A 20486-nucleotide genomic window follows, 5' to 3' on the forward strand; every position below is an offset into this window, starting at 1 on the left:
GAAGTTGGCATGACTCAATGGGCGAAGACGGGCTCGCCGCTCCACGCTTTTCATGGGCGGCCATGCTGTCTTGGGGGAAAAGCGGCGTCCAACGCCTGTCAAGGCTGACAGGCTTGACGATTCGGGAGGGCTTTGACCTCAGGGGCGGGATGCGCTTCGTTGCCGCTATCCGTCTTTTCATTCCAAATACCTGCACTTGACGCTTGCGCAGGCCGGAATCGTGGTGAGCTTGCCCGGACGCTGGGTGCCCGCCGCGTTGTATGCAGGGGACAACCCAGGTCTTCCAGGCCAGGGATTCCCCCTAGCCGAGGGACGGTTTCGAACCGAGGCTAGCTTCCCGCTGGCCCTTTGAGCCGTGCCAACAGGCGCGGCAACACCAGCACCACGAGCACCACGGCCAGCAGCGTGGCCGACATGGGGCGCTGCAGGAAGACCATGAAGCTGCCTTCCCCGATGGACAGGGCATTGCGCATCTGCGCTTCGGCCATCGGGCCGAGGATGAGGCCCACGATCACGGGTGCGGTGGGGAAGTCGTAGCGGCGCATCACCACACCGAGCAGGCCCAGGCCATACATGAGGAAAAGATCGAACGCGCTCTGGCGCATGCCGTACACGCCCACGGTGGCGAAGATCAGGATGCCGGCGTAGAGCTGCGGGCGCGGAATCTTCAGCAGCTTGACCCACAGGCCCACCATGGGCAGGTTGAGCACCAGCAGCATGACGTTGCCGATGTAGAGCGAGGCGATCAGCGCCCACACGAGCGCGGACGAGGTCTGGAACAGCTGCGGGCCGGCGTTGATGCCGTAGTTCTGCAGCGCGCTCAGCAGGATGGCGGCGGTCACCGAGGTCGGAATGCCCAGCGTGAGCAGCGGCACCAGCGTGCCGGTGACGGCCGCGTTGTTCGCGGCCTCGGGACCCGCCACGCCCTCGATGGCGCCGACGGTGCCGAAGTCGGCCTTGTGCTCGGGCGCGGCCAGTTTGCGCTCGGTGGCGTAGCTCAGGAAGGTGGGGATTTCGGTGCCGCCGGCGGGGATGGTGCCGAAGGGGAAACCGATGGCCGTGCCGCGCAGCCAGGCGGGCCAGGAGCGGCGCCATTCGCTGCGCGTCATGTGGGCCTTGTTCATCTTGTTCATGCTGGCCTCGCTGCGGCCTTCGTAGAGCGCGTTGTAGAGCGCCTCGGCCACGGCGAACAGGCCCACGGCGACCAGCACCACCTCGATGCCGTCCATGAACTCCAGGATGCCGCCGGTGTAGCGCACCTGCGCGGTGATCTGGTCGATGCCGATGAGGCCCAGCGCCAGACCGAAGAACAGCGCGGTGAGGCCGCGCAAGGTGCTCTGGCCGAGCACCGCGCTCACGGTCGTGAAGGCCAGCAGCATCAGGCAGAAATACTCGGGGGGGCCAAGCTTCACGGCGAATTCGGCGAGCATGGGCGCGAACAGCGTCACCAGGATGGTGGCGATGGTGCCGGCCACGAAGGAGCCGATGGCGGCGGTGGCCAGGGCCGCGCCTGCGCGCCCGCTCTTGGCCATCTTGAAGCCTTCGAGCGCGGTGACCATGGTGCCCGTCTCGCCCGGCGTGTTGAGCAGGATGGAGGTGGTGGAGCCTCCGTACATGGCGCCGTAGTAGATGCCGGCGAAGAAGATCATGGAGGCCGTAGGTTCGACCTGGCCGGTGATGGGCAGCAGCATGGCAACCGTCACGGCCGGGCCCAGGCCGGGCAGCACGCCGATGGCGGTGCCCAGCGCACAGCCCGCGAAGGCCCACAGCAGGTTGATGGGGGTGCCAGCGGTGGCGAAGCCCGCGAGCAGTTGGTTGAGGGTGTCCATCATGTCGGTTCCGCCTTCGGGTTCAGATCCAGCCGCTGGCGGTGACGCCGGGCAGGTTCACGGCCAGCAGCTTGGTGAACAGCCAGTACACGGGCGCCGCGATGACGATGCCGGTGACCGCATCCTTCACCGTCTGGCGCAGGTCGCCGATGGGCTTGCCCTCGCTGGCGCGCAGACCGCGCACCGCCAGCGCGAAGCACAGCGCACAGCTCAGGATGAAACCGATGGTGGTGATGAGTGCCGCGTTGAGCAGCACGCCGGCCGAGACCCAGGCCAGCGCGCGCCAGTCGCCGCGCGCCGCGCCCGAAGGCTCTTCCATGTGCCGGTAGCCGCCGGTGCGCACTTCCCAGATGAGCATCACGCCGCAGATGGCGAGCGCCGCGCTCACCACCCAGGGCAGAAAGTCGGGGCCAACGCCGGCGTAACCCGCGTCGGAAGGAATCGCTGCCGCGCCATAGGCAAGCACGGCGGCCACGATCAGTGCGCCGATGCCCATGGCCAGTTGGCCGGGGCGGTGGTCGGGCGCGGCGGCGGCCTGGGGAGTGGGGTTCATGACGGGTCCTTGTCAAAACGAATCACCCTGGTGCGCGAACACACCAGGGTGAGGGCATGGCGCTCCCGGCGGGAGCGCACCGAGAAGGCAGGCTCAGACCATGCCGGCACGCACCATGGTCGCGCGCAGGGAGGAGAAGTCCTTGTCGACGAACTCGTCGAAAGCCTTGCCGGTCAGCAGCGCGGGCGTCCAGTTGTTTTTTTCGATGGCGGCCGCCCACGACTTGCTCTGCGTGGCCTTGACGATCATGGCGGTGAGCGCGTCGCGCTGGGCCTGGGTGATGCCGGCCGCGCCGTAGACGCCGCGCCAGTTGCCGATCTCCACATCGATGCCCTGCTCTTTCAGCGTGGGCACATCGATGCCCTTGACGCGCTGGGCCGAGGTGATGGCGATGGCGCGCATCTTGCCGCTCTCGATGTACTGCTGGAACTCGCTGTAACCGCTGCCGCCCACGGTGACGTTGCCACCCAGGATGGCGGCCGTGGCCTCGCCACCGCCCCGGAACGGCACGTAGTTGATCTTGGATGCGGGCACGCCCACCAGCTGCGCGATCTGCGCCGCGGCGATGTGCTCGGTGGCGCCGCGCGAACCGCCGCCCCACTTGATGCTGCCCGGGTCCTTCTTGAGCTGCTCGACCACGTCCTTCATGCTCTTGTAGGGCGAGTTGGAGGGCAGCACGAACACGTTGTACTCGGTGCTCAGGCGCGCAATGGGCGTGAGCTGCGTGATGGACACCGGCGGCTTGCCGGTGATGATGCCGCCGAGCATGACGGCGCCCATGACCATCAGCGCGTTCGGGTCGCCTTTGCTCGCGTTGTAGAACTGGGCCAGGCCGATGGCGCCGGCCGCACCGCCCTTGTTCTCGTAGGTCACCGAGGCGGCCACGCCGGCATCGCGCATGGCGTCGCCCAGCGCGCGGCCGGTGCCGTCCCAGCCACCGCCGGGGTTGGCGGGGATCATCATCTTGATGTTGGCACTGGCCCACGCGGCGTTGGGCAGCGCGCCGGCGGCAGCGAGGGCCGCAAGGGATTTGAGGAAGGTGTCGCGACGCATGGCTTGTCTCCTAGGGAATGGCTGAACCGATGTGCGTATCTTCTGCCCGCACGCTGTCAGTTCGCTGTCCTTCTGATTGGGGGAAACCCTAGGAGACAGACCGGCGCCGCGCGGGCTCAGAAGCGGTGGCGAATGCCCACCTGGATGCCGTTGGAGCTCGAACCGGCCACCGGGCTGTTGAAGCCGAGCGCCGCCGCCGTGTCGTTGGAGACGGCGGTCAGGTGTCCATAGAGCGCCGTGCGCTTGGACAGGTTGTGGGTGGCCTGCAGGGTGTAGATCTTCGCGTCGTCGCTGGCCGCGGCGGCCGAGCCGTTGACGTTCTTGGCCTGCGCCGCACCCACCGACACCGTGGTCTCGCCGAACTTGAAGGCCACCGCCAGACCGAACAGCTTGAGCTTCTCCACGGCCTTGTCTTCCACGTCGTAGTAGCCGGTGAGCTTGACCGGGCCGAAGTCGTACGCCCCCACGAACAGCAGCGCGTCCTTGCCCTGCTTGCCGGCCAGCACGCCGTCGGCATCGGCCACCTGCATCAGCGACAGGCCCAGCGTCCAGGGGCCCTGCGCATAGAGCGCGTGCGCGCTGACCTGCTTGCCGAAGTCCGCGCTGGCGTTGTTGCTGGCGCGCTCCTCACCCAGGCTGTACTGCAGCTGGAACACGGTGCTGGCCACGGTGGGCGACACGTAGGTGATGGCGTTGTCCACACGGTTGTAGTCCCCGTTGCCGATGATGGGCACCACGCTCACCACGTCGTAGACCTTGGTGCCGATGATGCTGGCGATGTCGTCCATCGGCGTGTACTGGCGGCCCAGGCGCACCGTGCCCCAGTTGCCGCCCAGACCCACATAGCCCTGGCGCCCGAACAGCCGGCCACCCTGGCCGAGCGTGCCCACGTCGGCATTGAAACCGGACTCCAGCAGGAAGGTGGCCTTGAGCCCGCCGCCCAGGTCCTCCGTGCCGCGCAGGCCCCAGCGCGAGCCCTGCTGCTGCCCCGAGGTCACGCGCGTGACCGAGGTGGCACCCTTGACGCGTTCGAGCGCCACGTCCACCACACCGTACAGCGTCACGGACGACTGCGCGCTCGCGTAACCGCTGACCAGACCCAGTGCCGCCAAGGCGATGGCATGTTTTTTCATGATGACTTTCAGAAGTGAATGGGAGAGGCCATGCTCGTTTTGGCGGCTGTCAGTTCGCTGTCCAACCGATTGGGACAAACCCTAGGCCGGGCACGGGCGCGGACCGGCGGGTATCCACCCCCCGCCCATAATCGGAGGCCATGAAGCTGCTCCTGATCGAAGACAACGCCACGATGCAGACCACCTTGCGGCGCAGCTTCGAGCGGCGTGGCATGCAGGTGCTGGGTTGCGAAGACGGCGCCCGTGCCCTGGCGCTCTGGCAGGCCAGCCTGCCCGATGCGGTGCTGCTCGACCTGAGCCTGCCCGGCGTGGACGGGCTGGAGGTGTTGAGCCAGGCGCGCGCCGCCGGCCTGAGCACCCCGGTGATCGTGCTGACCGCGCGCGGCACGGTGGGCGACCGCATCCTCGGACTGAACACGGGCGCCGACGACTACATGCCCAAGCCCTTCGACCTCGACGAACTCGAAGCCCGAGTGCGGGCCCTGGTGCGGCGCTCCGGCAACGCCGACCAGGCCGCGCGTGGGCCGGTGTGGTGCGGCATGCACGTGGAGAAGGACAGCGGCGCGGTCTACTTCGATGGCCGCCCGATGGAGCTCGCCCCGCGCGAACTGGCGCTGCTGCAGGCCCTGCTGGGCAAGCCGGGCCATGCCATCGCCAAGGAGCGGCTGTTCGAGCTTGTGTTCCCGGGCGAGAGCCAGGTGCAGCCAGAGGCCATCGAGGTGGTGGCCTACCGCCTGCGCAAGAAGATCGCCCACACCGGCGCGCAACTGGTCACGTTGCGCGGCCTGGGTTATCTGCTGAAGGCCACGGCGTGAACCCCGCCGCCGAGACCCCACGCCCGCGAGCGGTGTCGCTGCGCCGCACGCTGCTCATGGGCATCCTGCTGCCGGTGTTCGCGTTCGTGATCGTCAACACCGTCGTGCTGTATCGGCAGGCGCTCGACGCCGCCGACACCGCCTACGACCGCACCCTGCTGGCCACCGCGAAGTCGCTCGGCGAACAGCTGCGGGTGACCGGCGCGGGCGACGAGGTGCGGGTCGAATCCACCCTGCTCTACTCGGCGCTCGAGGCCTTCGAGGCCGACAACCGCAGCCGCATCTTCTACCGCGTGAGCGGCCTCAAGGGCGAGATGGTCTCGGGCTTTCGCGACATGCCCGACTGGCGCCGCGACATCCCGCAGAAGAACCTCTACGCCGCCCTGGTCAACTTCTACGACGACGAGTACCGTGGCGTGCCGGTGCGCATGGCGGTGCTGCTGCAACCGGTGTCCGGTGTGTACGAGCAAGGCATGGCCACCATCCAGGTGGCGGAAACGCTGGAGCTGCGCGAGACGCTGGCACGGCAGATCCTGCTCGACACGCTGTGGCGGCAGGCCGCGCTGGTGGTGGTGATCGCGCTCGTGGTGGTCTTCGTGGTGCAGCGCGCCACGCGCCCGGTGCGCGCGCTCAGCCAGGCGCTGGGCATGCGCAGCGAGAACGACCTCTCGCCGCTGTCCACCGAAGGCGCGCCGCGCGAACTGCTGCCGCTGCTGGACGCCACCAACCAGCACATGCAACGGCTCTCGCACCTGCTGGAACACCAGAAGCGCTTCGTTCGCGACACCTCGCACCAGTTGCGCACGCCTCTGGCGGTGCTGAAAACCCAGGTGCAATCGGCGCGGCGCGGCGATGTGCCGCCCCAGCAGGCGCTGGAGGAGATCGGCCACACGGTCGAGCGCGCCACGGAGCTGGCCAACCAGATGCTGGCGCTGGCCAAGGTGGAGCAGTTGCGCCAGGATGGCAAGCCGCCCGTGATCGACTGGTCCCAGGTGGTGCGCGCGGTGGCGCTGGACCTCTCGGCGCTGATTGCGGAGCGTTCGATCGACTTCTCGATCGACACCCAGGTCGCGCCAGTGCAGGCGCACGAATGGGCCTTGCGCGAGCTCAGCCGCAACCTGCTGCACAACGCGATCAAGAACACACCCACGGGCTCCAGCCTGTCGGTGGTGCTGGTGGTGGACCTGCAAACCGCTGCGCTCACCGTGCGCGACGAAGGCCCCGGCATCTCGCCCGCGCTGCGCGAACGCCTGTTCCAGCCCTTCGTCACCGACCAGCAGCATGCGCCCGGCGTGTCGGGCTCAGGCCTGGGTCTGGCGATCTGCCGGGAAATCGTGCTGTCTCTGGACGGCCGCATCGAACTCAACAACCGGACCCACCAGGGGCAGGTCATCGGGCTGGAAGCGATCGTGCGCCTGCCCATGGCCACACCGGCCAGCCCTTCATGAAACCTGACACCGACAACGCCACCGGCAAGGTCCGCCTGGACAAATGGCTCTGGGCCGCGCGCTTCTACAAAACCCGAAGCCTGAGCAGCGAAGCCATCGACAAGGGCCATGTGCGGCTCAACGGCCTGCCGGTCAAACCCTCGCGCGACGTGAAACCGGGCGACACCCTGGAGCTGCGCATCGGGCCGGACACGCGCACCCTGGTTGTAAAGGGCCTGAGCGGCGTTCGCGGCCCCGCGCCGGTGGCCGCCCTGCTCTACGAAGAAACCGCGGCCTCGCTCCTGCAGCGCAGCCAGGCCGCCGAGCAGCGGCGCCTGGCGCCCGAGCCGGCCCACAGCCAGCCAATGGGCCGACCCACCAAACGCGACCGGCGCCAGCTCGAGGACCTGCGCGATGCGCCGCCGCGCGGGGAATGGAACGAGCGCTGGAGCGCCTCGCTCGACGACGAGGAGTAAGGCCTAAGCCTTTCGCAGGCCCAGCCACATCACTGTGGCCACCACCACCAGGCCGCCCACCACCTGAACGGCGGCGATGGACTGCCCCAGGATCGCCCAGGCCAGCACCAGCGCAAAGATGGGTTCGATGTTCATGATGGCCGAATTGCCCACCACCCCGAGCCTGGGCAGCACGGTGAACATGATCGTGAAGGCGGTGCCGTAGAGGAAGGTCAGGCCCAGCAGGCCCCACCAGCCCGTGGGCGCCGCGGGAAGGGACAGGCCGCCCTGCGCGGTGGCCGCGATCATCGCCATCACGGCAACGATGGCCATGGTGGTGGCCGTGCGCAGCCGGCCATCGAGTTCACTGGTTTCGTGCTGCGTCAACACCAGCGCCATGCCGAAGGTGGCGGCCGCGGCCAGCGCGAACGCCACGCCCACACCGATCTGCGCCCAATGGCCCGAGGCCCCCAGGCCCGATGCCGCGCCGAACACGTCGAGCGCGAGCGCCAGACCGAGGAGCATCACCGGCATGGCCTTCAGCACGCGCGGCTGCGGCCGCTGGCCGTAGACCAGGCGCGCCCAGAGCGCCGTCCACAAGGGGTAGGTGTTGAACGCGAGCAGCGCCAGCGCCACGGGCAGGCGCGCCACGGCGGCGTACAGGCACAGGCTTTGCACACCCACCAGCAGGCCGATCGCGGGCAAGGCCTTGCGATGCCGCGCCTGAAGGCGCATGGGCACGCGGTAGACCAGCAGGATGGCCGCGACCACCAGCGCCGTCACGCTGCTGCGAAAGGCCACGGCCGTGGCCACGCTCACGCCGTGGTCGAATGCGAGCCGCGCGGCGACGTGGTTGGCGCCCATCATGAACGCGATGAGCAACAGGGTGGCGAAGGCGGCGCGGCTCAGGGCCGCAGGAGAATGGGCGGAGGACGTCATGCCTCGATTGTCGGTCAGGCCTTGCTTGCTATCGCAACTGCTGGCCGAACAGGTAGGTCATGTTGACCCGCCGGGCTTCGTATCGGTCCACGAAGCGGATGGTGTCGGTCTCGTGGAACAACGCCGAGTTGAACAGCACCGCGCGGTTGCAGCGGTGCGGCACCGTCACGCAACCCGCCTTGTGTTGCGCCAGGAATTCGTAGATGCGGGCACTGTCTGCGTTGTACTGCTCGAAGGTCCAGTCGGCCGGCGCCGGCACGTCGTACACCTTGAGGCCGCCGCTCTCGGGATCGAGGTTGTGTTCGCTCGGTGCGATCCAGAAGTTCAGGTTGACCTTGGCGAAGTCGGCGTGCACGTTGATGCCGCGCGTCACGGCCGGCTCGTACTTGAAACCCCAGAGCTGGGTCAGCAGGTAGTCCTTGAACACGCGGGGCATGCGTTGCTTGAGCTCGCGCGCGAGCTGCAGGTGCAGCGGGCTGTTGAAGCCCCGGTTGGCGAAGGCCCCCAGGTAGCTGTTGGCGTACTCACCGTGCCACACGCGCGAGGCGTGGGCAAAGTCCTGAAAGGCCTTGAGCGCCGGCTCGGACAGGAAGTGGTCGATGGTCAGGATTTCGGGCGTGCCCGCCAAGTAGGCCTCTTCCAGCGCGAGCCAGTCGTTCTCCGGGTTGAGCACGTCGGGCATGGCATCGGGCATGGCATGCAGCCAGGGCGTGGCCAGAAACTCCTGCAGGCTCGCCAGTTCCTTGACCGAGGCGCGCAGCGTGCCGCCGGGTGGCAGATCTTTCGCCTGTTGCAGCAGCGCACTGCCGGTCTTGAGAAACGGCGCCAGGCCGGGCACGGCGTGGCCGTGTGCCTGCAGCCACTGCGCCTGCTGCACATCGTGTTTGAGGCGGAAGGCACTGAGCGCCAGACCCGCGTGCCGCAAGGCCGGCGCGCGGTACGCGCTCTGAAGGAACACCTCGAGGCTCCTGCGGCCGGCGGCGATGACGCGGGGCGTGTCCACGCTGTCGCTGAGCACCGTGGCCGCCAGGTTGGTGTGCGCCTGGACCATGGCCGGATCCAGCGCGATGGCCTTCTCGCAACTGGCCACCGCCTCGGGGATGCGGCCCAGCTGCTTGAGCGCATTGCCGCGCTCCACCCAGGCCTGGGCGTGTTTCGGGTGCGCCTCGGTGGCGCGCTCGGCGCGGGCCAGGGCCTCGTCGTAGCGGGCCAGTTCGTTGAGCGCGTTGCTGAGGTTGCACAGCACCACGGGGTTGTCGGGCTCGACCGCCAGCGCCCGCTCGTAGCTGGTCAGCGCCTCCGGCTGGCGTCCCAGGCGTTGCAATACATTGCCGTGGTTGCACAGCAGCGCGGTGTGCGCCGGATGGGCCTGCAAGGCCCGATCGAAGCAGGCCAGGGCCTCGGGCAAGCGCTGCAGCTTCTTGTGCAGCAGGCCGAGGTTGATGGCGATGTCCGCATCGTCGGGCAGCAGCGCCCTTGCCTGCTCATACGTGGCCAGTGCCTCGGTGTCGCGGCCCAGCTGCTGCAACGTGAACGCCAGGTTGTTCAGCGCGTCGGCATTCTGCGGCGAGGACTGCACCGCACGGCCGAAGTAGCCCGCCGCCCGCTCGGGATGGCCGGCCTGCGACTCCAGCAGGCCCAGGTGGTACAGCACCGCGAATTCGGTCGGGAACTGCTTGAGCACGCCTTCGTACAGCGAGCGGGCCGAATCCAGCAGGCCCTGCGAGTGGTAGTGCACCGCCAGCTGCATCTGCTGGGCGGGCGCGAGGGAAGCGTTCATCGCGGCTCCTTGACGATCAAAACGGCCACGGCCGCCACGCGGCGGGACGTGAAAAAGCCCCACGGCCATGGGCGGTGGGGCTTGGTGTTCAGAAGCCCGCGTCTGGGGCGCCTGGCATAACTGGCGGAGCGAGAGGGATTCGAACCCTCGATGAGGCTCTACACCCCATACTCCCTTAGCAGGGGAGCACCTTCGGCCACTCGGTCATCGCTCCGGAAGCTGCGTATTATGCCTCAACTCAGGAGGCATTTCCCTCTGGTGGAGGGTTCAACCGGTGATGGTGTCGGCGGTCTGGTCGAGATCGAACTCGCGGTGCAGCGAACGCACGGCCAGCTCCATGTATTTCTCGTCGATGACCACCGAGGTCTTGATTTCGGAGGTGGAGATCATCTGGATGTTGATGCCCTCCACGCTCAGGCACTTGAACATGCGGCTGGCCACGCCGACGTGGCTGCGCATGCCGATGCCGACGATGCTCACCTTGCAGATGCGCGCATCGCCCACCACCTCGGCCGCACCCAGCGCGGGCACGACCTTGGTCTTGAGCAGGTCCAGCGTCTTCTGGAATTCGTTGCGGTGCACCGTGAAGCTGAAGTCGGTCTTGCCGTCCTTGCTCAGGTTCTGGATGATCACATCGACCTCGATGTTGGCGTGGGCCACCGCACCCAGGATCTGGTAGGCGATGCCGGGGGTGTCGGGCACGCCGAGCACCGAAATCTTGGCTTCGTCGCGGTTGAAGGCAATGCCGGAAACGACGGCTTGTTCCATGTCTTCGTCTTCCTCAAAAGTGATCAGGGTGCCGGAGGCGGCTTCTTCATTCAGGTCGATGTCCCAGGGCGTGAAGCTGGAGAGCACGCGCAGGGGCACCTTGTACTTGCCGGCGAATTCCACCGAACGGATCTGCAGCACCTTGCTGCCCATGCTGGCCATCTCCAGCATTTCCTCGAAGCTCACGCGCTGAAGGCGACGTGCTTCGGGCACCACGCGCGGGTCGGTCGTGTACACGCCGTCCACGTCGGTGTAGATCAGGCACTCGGCCGCCTTGAGCGCCGCGGCCACGGCCACGGCAGAGGTATCGCTGCCGCCACGGCCCAGCGTGGTGATGTGGCCTTCGGGGTCCACGCCCTGGAAACCGGTGACGATGACCACCTTGCTGGCGGCCAGATCGGCGCGGATGCGCGCGTCGTCGATCGATTCGATGCGCGCCTTGGTGAAGGAGCTGTTGGTCTTGATCGGCACCTGCCAGCCGGCATAGCTCACCGAGCCAATGCCCTCGGCTTGCAACGCGATCGCCAACAGGGCCGACGAGGCCTGCTCGCCGGTGGCGGCGAGCATGTCGAGTTCGCGGTTGTAGGCGCTGTCGGTCTTGCCCGGGGCCAGCTCCTTGGCCAGGCCGAGCAGGCGGTTGGTTTCACCGCTCATGGCGCTGGGCACCACGACGAGCTGGTGGCCGGCACGGTGCCATTTGGCGACGCGTCGGGCCACATTGCGGATGCGCTCGGTCGACCCCATGGAGGTGCCGCCGTACTTGTGAACTATCAAGGCCATCGGGAGGGATTGGATTGGGTTGATTGCGGCCGCGCAACCGGTGTTCCACGCGGCATGCCAGGCCCCAAAGGGCCGTTGAGGGCAACCGGGAATTATATCGGCGCCACGAAACGCAGATCCCCACCCTCGCGAGTGACCAAGCCGCTGGCCACCTTGAGGCGGATGCGGTGGCCGCGCGTGGTGCAGGCCGCGATCTGATCGAGCAGTTCGTCCAGCTGGGCCGCGCTGGCGGCCACGTTCGCTTCGGCGCGCAACCAGTGGCGAAGCACGTTGGCCTGGCGGTCGCGCGACAGCGCTTGCAGCCTCGCGATCGCGGGAGGCGTGCCCACCTGCGCGAGATCGATGCGGGCCAGGTCGTCGAGCAGCCGCTGCCCCTGGGCGGCGTGGGCCGCGCTGCGCGCGAGCATGGGCCGAAAGCCGGGAAAACAGGCCTCCCACGCGGGCATCAGCACCGCACGGATGCGGTTGCGCGTGAAGCGCTGGTCGGCGTTGCTGGGATCGTCCACAAAGGCGTGACCAGCGGACGCCAGCCAGGCGCGCAAGGCGGTGGACGGCACGTCGAGCAAGGGCCGGCCAAACACCTGGCCGTGGCGCTCGAAGCGCTCGCCCATGGCAGCCAGCCCCGGCAGGCCCGCACCCCGGCTGAGCGCGAGCAAGACGGTTTCGGCCTGGTCGTCCGCGTGCTGGCCCAGCAGCACACAGGCCGCACCGGCCTCTTCGGCCATGCGCGCCAGGGCGGTGTAACGGGCTTGGCGGGCGGCGTCTTCCGGGCTATCGCCCGGCGCATGCACAGCCTGCACACGCTCGGCGCGCAACACGATGCCGTGCAGAGCGCAAAACGCCTGGGCGTGGTTCTGAAAGGAGTCGGCCGCCGCCTGCAAACCGTGATTCACATGCAAGGCGATCACCTGGCCCGGCCAACGCCGATGCGCCGCAAACAACAAGGCCGTGGAATCGGCACCGGCACTGAAGGCCACCGCCATGGGTCCGTCTGGCGGCAGAAAGCCCCAGCGCTCGCACCACGCGGCCAACGCCCGATCGCAGGGGTTGGCCGGGGTTGGCGAGGCATTCACCTCAGCGCTTGTCCTTGCTCTCGGCCTTGGTGTCGGTGAAGCGGCCGTAGCTGTTGAGGCGCGCGTAGCGCCGATCGAGCAGCTCCTTGGCCTTGAGGTCCGTCACCTGGCGCCAGGCGTCGCCCAGGGCGCGCTTGAGGAAGGCGGCCATCTGCTTGTGGTCGCGGTGCGCGCCACCCACGGGCTCGTTGACGATCTTGTCCACCAGGCCCAGCGCCTTGAGGCGGTGCGCGGTGATACCCAGGGCATCGGCGGCATCGCTGGCGCGGTCGCTGGTCTTCCAGAGGATGGAGGCGCAACCTTCGGGGCTGATGACCGAGTACACCGAGTACTGCAGCATGAGCACCTGGTCGGCCACCGAAATGGCCAGCGCGCCGCCGGAGCCGCCTTCACCAATGATGGTGGAGATGATGGGCACTTCCAGCTGCGCCATCTCGAAGATGTTGCGGCCGATCGCTTCGGACTGGCCGCGCTCTTCGGCATCGATGCCGGGGTAGGCGCCCGGCGTGTCCACGAAGGTGAAGACCGGCAACTTGAACTTCTCGGCCAGCTTCATGAGGCGCAGTGCCTTGCGGTAGCCTTCGGGCTTGGTCATGCCGAAGTTGCGCAGGCCGCGCTCTTTCGTGTCGCGCCCCTTCTGGTGGCCCAGCACCATGCAGGGCTGGCCGTTGAAGCGCGCCAGACCACCCACGATGCTCAGGTCGTCCGAGAAGTGCCGATCGCCATGCAACTCCTGGAAATGCGTGAAGATCTCGCGCACGTAGTCCAGCGTATAGGGGCGGTCGGCGTGGCGGGCGATCTTGGTGATCTGCCACGGCGTGAGGTTGCTGTAGATGTCCTTGGTGAGCTGCAGGCTCTTGCCAGCCAGCTGTTCAATCTCTTCGGAGATGTCCACCGCGGATTCGGTCTGCACATAACGCAGTTCTTCGATCTTGGTTTCGAGCTCGGCAATCGGTTGCTCGAAATCGAGAAAATTCTTTTTGGCCAAGGTGTGCTCCTTTGGTCTTGTTTGCAACGACGTCCCGGCGAAGCCGGTGCGCTCAGTAACTGACCGGCAGCGGATCGAGCGACCGCCAAATATACCAAGTTGCCACGCTGCAGAACGGTGCCCAGGAGTTCGCCACCTCCCGGATCTCGCTGCGGCTGACCGGTTCGCCCGAAAAATACGCCAGGCTGATGCCATTCTGCAAACCAAGGTCGTCCAGGGGTAGTACGTTGGGCCGCATCAGGTGGAAGATCAGGAACATCTCGGCCGTCCATCGGCCAATGCCACGAATGGCCACCAGCTCGGCAATGATGGCCTCGTCGTCCATGTCGGCCCATTGGCTCACGTGGACTTGGTCGTTGGCAAAGTGCAGGGCCAGGTCCACCAGGTACTCGACCTTGCGGGCCGACAGGCCGGCCGCGCGCATGTCGTCCACCTTCAGCTTGAGCACCTGGGCGGGCACCATCTTCCGGGGCAACTGCTCGAAGCGGTCCCACACCGACTGGGCCGCCTTCACCGAGATCTGCTGGCCGACGATGCTGCGCGCCAGCGTGACGAAGGCATCTCCGCGCGACTGCAGGCAGGCGCTTCCGTGCTGGGGGATGAGCTTCTTCATCACCCGGTCGCGCTTCATGAGATGGCGACAGGCATCCACCCAATAGCCAGGCGCCTCAGCGTTGAGCTCGGGCAGGACGGTGGTGGCCATCAGTTGCGCTCCCAGGTGGTGCCCGTGGGGCTGTCCTTGAGCACGATGCCCTGGTCCAGCAGCTGCTGCCGGATGCGATCGGCCCCAGCGAAATCCTTGGCCTGCTTGGCCGCGCTGCGTTGGGCGATCAGGGCCAGAATGGCCGCCTCGTCCAGCCCGCCTTCGGCCCCACCGCCCTGCAGGTAGGTGGCCGGGTCGGCCTGCAGCAGGCCCAGCGTGCCGCCCAGGGCGCGCAGCAGGCCGGCCAATGCCGCGTCCTTGCTCCGGTTGACTTCGCCCGCCAGTTCGAACAACACGGCAACGGCCTCGGGCGTGCCGAAGTCTTCGTCCATGGCCGCGCGGAAGCGCTGAGCGTGCGGTTGAGACCAGTCGATCTGCGTGGAAGCCGCCGGTGGCACGTGCGACAGCGCGGTGTACAGGCGCTTGAGCGCACCCCGGGCGTCGTCCAGGTGGGCATCGCTGTAGTTCAACGCGCTGCGGTAGTGCGCCCGCAGGATGAAGAAGCGCACGGTCTCGGGGTCGTACTTCGCCAGCACCTCGCGGATGGTGAAGAAGTTGCCCAGGCTCTTGGACATCTTCTCGTTGTCGACCCGCACGAAACCGTTGTGCACCCAGAAGCGCGCCAGCGGTTTGCCGGTGGCGCCTTCGCTCTGCGCGATCTCGTTTTCGTGGTGCGGGAACTGCAGGTCGGCCCCACCCCCATGGATGTCGAAGGTCTCGCCCAGGGTGCTGCAGCTCATGGCCGAGCACTCGATGTGCCAGCCCGGCCGGCCCGAGCCATAGGCGCTGTCCCACTTGGCTTCGGCCGGCTCGTCGGGCTTGGCCGATTTCCAGAGCACGAAGTCCAGCGGATCGTTCTTGTCGCTGGCCACCGCCACGCGCTCGCCCGCGCGCAGGTCGTCGAGCGATTTGCCGGAGAGCTTGCCGTAGCCAGGGAACTTGCGCACCGCGTAGTTCACATCACCGTTGTCGGCCTGGTACGCCAGGCCCTTGCCGCGCAGGGTCTCGATCAATGACAGCATCTGGGGCACGTACTCGGTGGCCCGGGGTTCGAGGCTGGGGGGTTCAATGCCCAGTGCGCCGATGTCCTGGTGCATGGCGGCGGTCATCTCGTCGGTCAACGCGCGCAGCGTGATGCCGCGCTCGAGCGCGCGCTTGATGATCTTGTCGTCGATGTCGGTGATGTTGCGCACGTAGGTGACGCGCAGGCCGCTGACCTTGAGCCAGCGCTGCACCACATCGAAGGCCATCATCATGCGGGCATGGCCGATGTGGCACAGGTCGTAGATCGTCATGCCGCAGACGTACATGCGCACATGCCCAGGCTCAATGGGCTGGAAGTCCTCCAGTCGGCGCGACAAGGTGTTGTAGATTTTCAGGGTCATGGAACGGGAACGGGAACGGGATTCCGGATGGCTGCCGGAGGGTGAAAAACGGGGCTTCCACAGGCCGTGCGTGGCACCATCCGAAGAGCGGGCCCGTCGGCGTTCCATGCGGTCTGGCGCAACCGTCGGAACGGGACCCCTCAGATACAATCCATCGGTGTCAGTATATCCAGCCCGGTGACACTCCACAGCACGCCGCCGGGCATTCGATCAACGTGTCACTGGCCCCTTCATGAGAGGGAGCCCAGGTTTGTTTTCGAGGTGCCATGTCTCGCCACGTTCCATCACACCCCCACTGCAGCGGCCCATCGTCCTCCATCATCACCAGAAACGGCTTTTCCATGCGACTGCGCCAACTGGCCCTCGTGGCCCTGACCGCCGCCAGCCTCGGCACCTCGCTGGCCTGGGCGCAAGGCGACGACTATGCCGAGGTCAACCGGCTGGTGCGTGCCGGCCAGCTCAACGAAGCCCTGGTCAAGGTGGACCAATACCTGGTGGGCAAGCCACGCGATCCGCAGATGCGTTTCCTCAAGGGTGTGATCCAGACCGAGAGCGGCAAGTCGACCGATGCAATTGCCACCTTCGCCAAGCTCACGGAAGACTACCCGGAGCTGCCCGAGCCCTACAACAACCTGGCTGTGCTGTACGCCGGCCAGAGCCAGTTCGACAAGGCCCGCGCCGCGCTCGAAATGGCGATCCGCACGAATCCGAGCTACGCCACCGCCCACGAAAACCTGGGCGACGTCTATGCCAAGCTGGCCAGCCAGGCCTACAGCAAGGCGCTGCAACTCGATTCGAACAATCCCGCTGTCGCACCCAAGCTGAGCCTGATTCGCAACCTTTTCGCGGCCGATCCGCGCGGTGCCCGCCCGGCCACCTCCGTCGCCGCCGCGCCCCCGACGGCTCCATCGGCTCCATCGGCTCCGGTGGCCACACCGCCCGCCGCGAAGCCTCCCGTCGCGGCTGCGCCGGCCCCTGCGGCGCCCGCCGCTGCGGCAGCACCCGCCCCGGCCGCCGCCGATGCCCAGGTTGACGTGGAAGCGGCTGTGGCCGCATGGGCCAAAGCCTGGTCCTCGAAGAACGTGTCCGCCTACCTGGGTGCCTACGGCCCCGCGTTCACGCCACCGGGCGGCCAGTCGCGCGCCGCCTGGGAGGCCGAGCGCCGCTCGCGCATCGAACCCCGCTCACGCATCGGCGTCGGCATCAACGACCTCAACGTCACGGTCAACGGCGACCGCGCTTCGGCGCGCTTTCGCCAGGACTACACCTCCGACAACCTGAACGTCACCAGCCGCAAGACGCTGGATCTGGTCAAGAGCGGCAACCGCTGGCTGATCGTTCGGGAATCCACGGGCTCTTGATGGTCAGTCGGCGGTTCGCGCAACGGGGCCATGCCAGCCTCACGACCGAGCTGCTGGGGCCGGGGCCAGACAACGCTCAACGCGTGACACCGAGACATCGCACGCTCGTGGTCGCCACGGCCGTGGCGGTGGCCGCCCTGCTCGCTCTGTCGCTGCACAAGCGCCAGACGGCCGACGCCAACACCGTCGCCGAGCCGGTCAGCGAGGCCCCTGCCGTCTCACTGATCAACAGCGCCCTCACCCGCGTGCAGGATGCGGTCCAGGGGACGGCCAGTCCGCCCCCCTCAGGTCTGACGCCCGTGAGCCTCACAGGCGAACAGCTCCAGCAGGTCAAACCCATGATGGGTCGGGCCGAGGCCCGTCTGATCGAGATCTACCAGCTCATCGGGAACGCGCAACACCGGGAGGCCCTGAAACAGGCCGAGAGCCTGGTGCGCGACCACCCCAATTTCCAGCTGGCCCACCTTGTGCACGGTGACCTGCTCAGCCAGCAGACCCGCCCGGTGCGCCGGCTCGGCGACGTGCCCGACACGCAGGCCATGGCCGCGTCGACACAGCTCACCGCCCTGCGCGAGGAATCGCGCCGCCGGCTGCTGGCGCTGACCGAGCGCCCGCCCGAAGGGGCCGTGCCAACGCAGTTCCTCACCCTCGCCCCACAGAGCCGCCATGCGATCGCGATCGATGCCTCGCGCTCCCGCCTCTACCTGTTCGAAAACCTGAACCCGGCCCGTGGCAGCGCCAGCGAAGCCGATCGCGCGCCGCGCCTGAAACTGTTGGGCGATTTCTACATTTCGGTCGGCCTCTCGGGTATCGAAAAGACCGCGGAGGGCGACAAGCGCACCCCCCTGGGCGTCTACTACATCACCAGCACCCTCAACCCGGCGGACCTGCCCGACCTGTATGGCGTGGGTGCCCTGCCGATCAACTACCCCAATGCGCTCGATGTGCAGCGCGGCAAGACCGGCAGCGGCATCTGGCTGCACGGTACGCCCACCGAGCAGTTCGTGCGCGCGCCGCAAGCATCCGACGGCTGCGTGGTGCTGTCCAACCCCGACCTGCAGCGCCTGCTGGGCACGGTGCAGATCCGCACCACGCCGGTGGTGATCGCGCCCTCGCTGCAATGGGTGCAGCCCGAAACCCTGGCCAGCGACCGGACGCAGTTCGAAGCCGTGCTGGAAGCCTGGCGGCAGACCCGCAGTGCGGGCCACCTCGCCGAACTCAAAACGTTTTATTCCAACCGGTTCATGAACCAGGGCCGCGATCTGGCCCAATGGTGGCCCCGCGTCGAAAGCGAGCTGCGGGCCAATGGCTCGCGCGAGCTGCAGATGAAGGACCTGTCGGTGCTGCGCTGGCGCGACCAGGACGACACCATGGTCGTCACCTTCGGTGAAGTGGCCGCGGGCCAGAGCCGAGGGGTCACCAAACGCCAGTACTGGGTGCGCGAGCAAGACCGCTGGACCATCTTTTTTGAAGGAACGATCTGATGACACTGTCTTCTTTGCCCCTGCGCCGACGCGCGGCCCTCTGGCTCACGGCCCTGGCGGCCGGCGCCGCCCTGCTGCCTCTGGCCGCCCAGGCCCAGGCCACCGCCGCGCCCCGCGTGAAGCTGGCCACGTCCCAGGGCGACATCGTGGTCGAGCTGTACCCCGACAAGGCCCCGAAGACGGTAGAGAACTTCCTGCAGTACGTGCGCGACCAGCACTACGACGGCACGGTGTTCCACCGGGTGATGAGCAACTTCATGATCCAGGGCGGCGGTTTCACGCCCGACCTGCAGCAAAAGCCCACCAAGGCGCCGATTCCGCTGGAAGCCACCAACGGCCTGAAGAACGACCGAGGTGCCATCGCGATGGCACGCACCTCCAACCCCAATTCGGCCACGTCGCAGTTCTTCATCAACACCGTGAACAACCCGAACCTGAACGCCCCCAGCCCCGACGGCTACGGTTACACCGTCTTCGGCAAGGTCGTGGCGGGACTGGATGTCGTGGACAAGATCCGCGCCGTGCCCGTCGGCGACCAGGGCATGCACCAGAACGTGCCCAAAACCCCCATCACCATCCTCAAAGCCACCCTGGAGAAATGACCATGGCCAACCCCCAAGTCGAACTGCACATTGCCGGATACGGCGTCGTCACGCTGGAACTCGACGCTGAAAAAGCACCGCTGTCCACCAGCAACTTCCTGGCCTATGTGAACAAGGGCCACTACAACAACACCGTGTTCCACCGCGTCATCCCTGGCTTCATGGTGCAAGGTGGTGGCTTCGAACCCGGCATGACCCAGAAGCCCACCGACGCCCCCATTTCCAACGAGGCCAACAACGGCCTGAAGAACGACACCTACACCGTGGCCATGGCGCGCACCAGCGACCCTCACTCGGCCACCGCGCAGTTCTTCATCAATGTGTCGAACAACGGCTTCCTGAACCACACTGCGCCCAGCGCACAGGGCTGGGGCTACGCCGTCTTCGGCAAGGTGGTCTCGGGCAGCGAGATCGTGAAGAAGATCGAGGGCACGCCCACCGGCCGCAAGGGCTTCCACGACGACGTGCCCAAGGACGACGTCGTGATCGAAAAGGCCGTCGCGCTCTGATCGCCAGGGGCGGCAACGCCCCTGCACCGCATGACCGCCCAACCCGTCGACCGCTTCGCCGAATGCATCGCTCCCGCGAACTGGCAAGCGGTCGATGTCATTTCAGACCTGCATCTGCAGGCCGGTGAGCCCGAGACCTTCGAGGCGTGGGCCGCCTACCTGCGCCGCCCCGCGCACGAGCGCGCCGACGCGCTGTTCATCCTGGGCGATCTGTTCGAGGTGTGGGTGGGCGACGACGTGCTCTCCACCCACACATCCCCGTCGGCCGATCACGCGTTCTGGCGCGCCTGCGCCGAGGCCTTGCAGGCCTACAGCGCGCACGCACCGGTCTACTTCATGCCCGGCAACCGCGACTTCCTCCTGGGACCGGCCGGACTCGACGCCTGCGGCATGCAAGGCCTGAGCGATCCCACCGTGCTGGTCTTTCTGGACCAGCGCTGGCTGCTCAGCCATGGCGATGCCCTGTGCCTGGCCGACACCGACTACATGCGCTTTCGTGCCCAGGTGCGCGAGCCCGCCTGGCAACACCGCTTTCTGGCACAACCCCTGGCCCAACGCGAAGCGATCGCGCGTGAGCTGCGCGCCCAGAGCGAGGCGCGCAAGCGCAGCACCGGCAGCGACCCCAGCCTCTGGGCCGACGTGGACATCCAGGCCGCCAAGGCGTGGCTGCGGCATGCCGAGGCCCACACGCTGATCCATGGTCACACGCACCGGCCCGCGACCCACGACCTGGGTGACGGCCTTCAGCGCGTCGTGCTCAGCGACTGGGAGCTGAGCGCGCGGCCGGCCCGCGCCGAGGTATTGCGGCTGGACGCGAGGGGCCTGCACCGCCGGCCCTTGCGACCCTGA

The 20486-nt window shown here is 67.3% G+C and carries 19 protein-coding genes and 1 tRNA gene; 8 read left to right on the forward strand and 12 right to left on the reverse strand.

What is annotated here, in order from left to right; translation table 11 throughout:
- Positions 1-329: 329 nt before the first annotated feature.
- The 4 genes from ACODTB_RS11270 to ACODTB_RS11285 form a co-directional block, all read right to left on the reverse strand.
- Positions 330-1829, reverse strand: a complete 1500-nt coding sequence (locus ACODTB_RS11270) for a tripartite tricarboxylate transporter permease (protein ID WP_291112435.1) — start codon at positions 1827-1829, stop codon at positions 330-332.
- Positions 1830-1851: 22 nt separating this feature from the next.
- The gene (locus ACODTB_RS11275; protein WP_291112259.1) at positions 1852-2382 is read right to left on the reverse strand and encodes a tripartite tricarboxylate transporter TctB family protein; all 531 of its coding nucleotides are present in this window, start codon (positions 2380-2382) and stop codon (positions 1852-1854) included.
- 93 nt (positions 2383-2475) lie between these two features.
- Positions 2476-3435 (reverse strand): tripartite tricarboxylate transporter substrate binding protein, encoded by a 960-nt coding sequence (locus tag ACODTB_RS11280; RefSeq protein WP_291112257.1) that lies wholly within the window; start codon positions 3433-3435, stop codon positions 2476-2478.
- Positions 3436-3551: 116 nt separating this feature from the next.
- Positions 3552-4568: a porin gene (locus tag ACODTB_RS11285; RefSeq protein ID WP_291112254.1), complete on the reverse strand. Its 1017-nt coding sequence runs from the start codon at positions 4566-4568 to the stop codon at positions 3552-3554.
- Between the two features lie 140 nt (positions 4569-4708).
- Here ACODTB_RS11285 and ACODTB_RS11290 point away from each other — a divergent pair, with 140 nt between their 5' ends.
- From ACODTB_RS11290 to ACODTB_RS11300, 3 genes are read left to right on the forward strand one after another with little or no spacing between them, the layout of a single operon-like run.
- A complete protein-coding gene (locus ACODTB_RS11290) occupies positions 4709-5383 on the forward strand; it encodes a response regulator transcription factor (protein WP_291112252.1) in 675 nt (224 codons plus the stop codon).
- Between the two features lie 56 nt (positions 5384-5439).
- Entirely contained in the window at positions 5440-6831 is a 1392-nt protein-coding gene (locus ACODTB_RS11295) for a sensor histidine kinase (RefSeq protein ID WP_291112433.1), read from the forward strand.
- On the forward strand, positions 6828-7286 hold the full coding sequence (locus ACODTB_RS11300) for an RNA-binding S4 domain-containing protein (RefSeq protein ID WP_291112250.1): 459 nt from the start codon (positions 6828-6830) through the stop codon (positions 7284-7286). Before ACODTB_RS11295 ends, ACODTB_RS11300 begins: the two co-directional genes overlap by 4 nt.
- A 3-nt stretch (positions 7287-7289) precedes the next feature.
- Here ACODTB_RS11300 and ACODTB_RS11305 read toward each other — a convergent pair whose 3' ends face one another.
- The 8 genes from ACODTB_RS11305 to cysS all read right to left on the reverse strand — a co-directional run bounded on the left by ACODTB_RS11305 (position 7290) and on the right by cysS (position 15681).
- The gene (locus tag ACODTB_RS11305; protein WP_291112248.1) at positions 7290-8204 is read right to left on the reverse strand and encodes a DMT family transporter; all 915 of its coding nucleotides are present in this window, start codon (positions 8202-8204) and stop codon (positions 7290-7292) included.
- A gap of 28 nt (positions 8205-8232) precedes the next feature.
- Positions 8233-9984: a tetratricopeptide repeat protein gene (locus tag ACODTB_RS11310; protein ID WP_291112245.1), complete on the reverse strand. Its 1752-nt coding sequence runs from the start codon at positions 9982-9984 to the stop codon at positions 8233-8235.
- A 121-nt stretch (positions 9985-10105) separates the two neighbouring features.
- Positions 10106-10198, reverse strand: a tRNA-Ser gene (locus tag ACODTB_RS11315).
- A gap of 53 nt (positions 10199-10251) precedes the next feature.
- Positions 10252-11532, reverse strand: coding sequence for an aspartate kinase (locus tag ACODTB_RS11320; RefSeq protein WP_291112242.1), 1281 nt, complete (start codon positions 11530-11532; stop codon positions 10252-10254).
- Between the two features lie 92 nt (positions 11533-11624).
- A complete protein-coding gene (gene tilS / locus ACODTB_RS11325) occupies positions 11625-12515 on the reverse strand; it encodes a tRNA lysidine(34) synthetase TilS (RefSeq protein WP_291112431.1) in 891 nt (296 codons plus the stop codon).
- Positions 12516-12606: 91 nt separating this feature from the next.
- Positions 12607-13593 (reverse strand): acetyl-CoA carboxylase carboxyltransferase subunit alpha, encoded by a 987-nt coding sequence (locus tag ACODTB_RS11330; protein WP_382324119.1) that lies wholly within the window; start codon positions 13591-13593, stop codon positions 12607-12609.
- A gap of 52 nt (positions 13594-13645) precedes the next feature.
- On the reverse strand, positions 13646-14296 hold the full coding sequence (locus tag ACODTB_RS11335) for a DNA-3-methyladenine glycosylase family protein (protein WP_291112237.1): 651 nt from the start codon (positions 14294-14296) through the stop codon (positions 13646-13648).
- Positions 14296-15681, reverse strand: a complete 1386-nt coding sequence (gene cysS, locus ACODTB_RS11340) for a cysteine--tRNA ligase (RefSeq protein WP_291112236.1) — start codon at positions 15679-15681, stop codon at positions 14296-14298. The genes ACODTB_RS11335 and cysS overlap by 1 nt, the downstream gene beginning before the upstream one ends.
- 341 nt (positions 15682-16022) lie before the next feature.
- Here cysS and ACODTB_RS11345 point away from each other — a divergent pair, with 341 nt between their 5' ends.
- The 5 genes from ACODTB_RS11345 (at position 16023) to ACODTB_RS11365 (ending at position 20486) form a co-directional block, all read left to right on the forward strand.
- Positions 16023-17042 carry a tetratricopeptide repeat protein gene (locus ACODTB_RS11345; RefSeq protein WP_291112233.1) on the forward strand — a complete coding sequence of 340 codons (1020 nt, stop codon included), beginning with the start codon at positions 16023-16025 and terminating at the stop codon, positions 17040-17042.
- An 83-nt stretch (positions 17043-17125) separates the two neighbouring features.
- Positions 17126-18526: a L,D-transpeptidase family protein gene (locus tag ACODTB_RS11350; RefSeq protein WP_488929344.1), complete on the forward strand. Its 1401-nt coding sequence runs from the start codon at positions 17126-17128 to the stop codon at positions 18524-18526.
- Complete coding sequence (locus tag ACODTB_RS11355; RefSeq protein WP_291112228.1) at positions 18526-19128, forward strand: peptidylprolyl isomerase; 603 nt, start codon at positions 18526-18528, stop codon at positions 19126-19128. Before ACODTB_RS11350 ends, ACODTB_RS11355 begins: the two co-directional genes overlap by 1 nt.
- Before the next feature lie 2 nt (positions 19129-19130).
- The gene (locus ACODTB_RS11360; RefSeq protein ID WP_291112226.1) at positions 19131-19637 is read left to right on the forward strand and encodes a peptidylprolyl isomerase; all 507 of its coding nucleotides are present in this window, start codon (positions 19131-19133) and stop codon (positions 19635-19637) included.
- A 30-nt stretch (positions 19638-19667) separates the two neighbouring features.
- Positions 19668-20486, forward strand: coding sequence for a UDP-2,3-diacylglucosamine diphosphatase (locus ACODTB_RS11365; protein WP_291112224.1), 819 nt, complete (start codon positions 19668-19670; stop codon positions 20484-20486).

The organism is Hydrogenophaga sp. FG152 (genome assembly GCF_057809615.1).

What these genes read in the sequence shown, in the direction of transcription:
- ACODTB_RS11270 (WP_291112435.1), bottom strand. Translation starts at nt 1,829, where the DNA reads ATGGACACCCTCAACCAACTGCTCGCGGGCTTCGCCACCGCTGGCACC.
- ACODTB_RS11275 (WP_291112259.1), bottom strand. Translation starts at nt 2,382, where the DNA reads ATGAACCCCACTCCCCAGGCCGCCGCCGCGCCCGACCACCGCCCCGGC.
- ACODTB_RS11280 (WP_291112257.1), bottom strand. Translation starts at nt 3,435, where the DNA reads ATGCGTCGCGACACCTTCCTCAAATCCCTTGCGGCCCTCGCTGCCGCC.
- ACODTB_RS11285 (WP_291112254.1), bottom strand. Translation starts at nt 4,568, where the DNA reads ATGAAAAAACATGCCATCGCCTTGGCGGCACTGGGTCTGGTCAGCGGT.
- ACODTB_RS11290 (WP_291112252.1), top strand. Translation starts at nt 4,709, where the DNA reads ATGAAGCTGCTCCTGATCGAAGACAACGCCACGATGCAGACCACCTTG.
- ACODTB_RS11295 (WP_291112433.1), top strand. Translation starts at nt 5,440, where the DNA reads ATGGGCATCCTGCTGCCGGTGTTCGCGTTCGTGATCGTCAACACCGTC.
- ACODTB_RS11300 (WP_291112250.1), top strand. Translation starts at nt 6,828, where the DNA reads ATGAAACCTGACACCGACAACGCCACCGGCAAGGTCCGCCTGGACAAA.
- ACODTB_RS11305 (WP_291112248.1), bottom strand. Translation starts at nt 8,204, where the DNA reads ATGACGTCCTCCGCCCATTCTCCTGCGGCCCTGAGCCGCGCCGCCTTC.
- ACODTB_RS11310 (WP_291112245.1), bottom strand. Translation starts at nt 9,984, where the DNA reads ATGAACGCTTCCCTCGCGCCCGCCCAGCAGATGCAGCTGGCGGTGCAC.
- ACODTB_RS11320 (WP_291112242.1), bottom strand. Translation starts at nt 11,532, where the DNA reads ATGGCCTTGATAGTTCACAAGTACGGCGGCACCTCCATGGGGTCGACC.
- tilS (WP_291112431.1), bottom strand. Translation starts at nt 12,515, where the DNA reads ATGGCGGTGGCCTTCAGTGCCGGTGCCGATTCCACGGCCTTGTTGTTT.
- ACODTB_RS11335 (WP_291112237.1), bottom strand. Translation starts at nt 14,296, where the DNA reads ATGGCCACCACCGTCCTGCCCGAGCTCAACGCTGAGGCGCCTGGCTAT.
- cysS (WP_291112236.1), bottom strand. Translation starts at nt 15,681, where the DNA reads ATGACCCTGAAAATCTACAACACCTTGTCGCGCCGACTGGAGGACTTC.
- ACODTB_RS11345 (WP_291112233.1), top strand. Translation starts at nt 16,023, where the DNA reads ATGCGACTGCGCCAACTGGCCCTCGTGGCCCTGACCGCCGCCAGCCTC.
- ACODTB_RS11355 (WP_291112228.1), top strand. Translation starts at nt 18,526, where the DNA reads ATGACACTGTCTTCTTTGCCCCTGCGCCGACGCGCGGCCCTCTGGCTC.
- ACODTB_RS11360 (WP_291112226.1), top strand. Translation starts at nt 19,131, where the DNA reads ATGGCCAACCCCCAAGTCGAACTGCACATTGCCGGATACGGCGTCGTC.
- ACODTB_RS11365 (WP_291112224.1), top strand. Translation starts at nt 19,668, where the DNA reads ATGACCGCCCAACCCGTCGACCGCTTCGCCGAATGCATCGCTCCCGCG.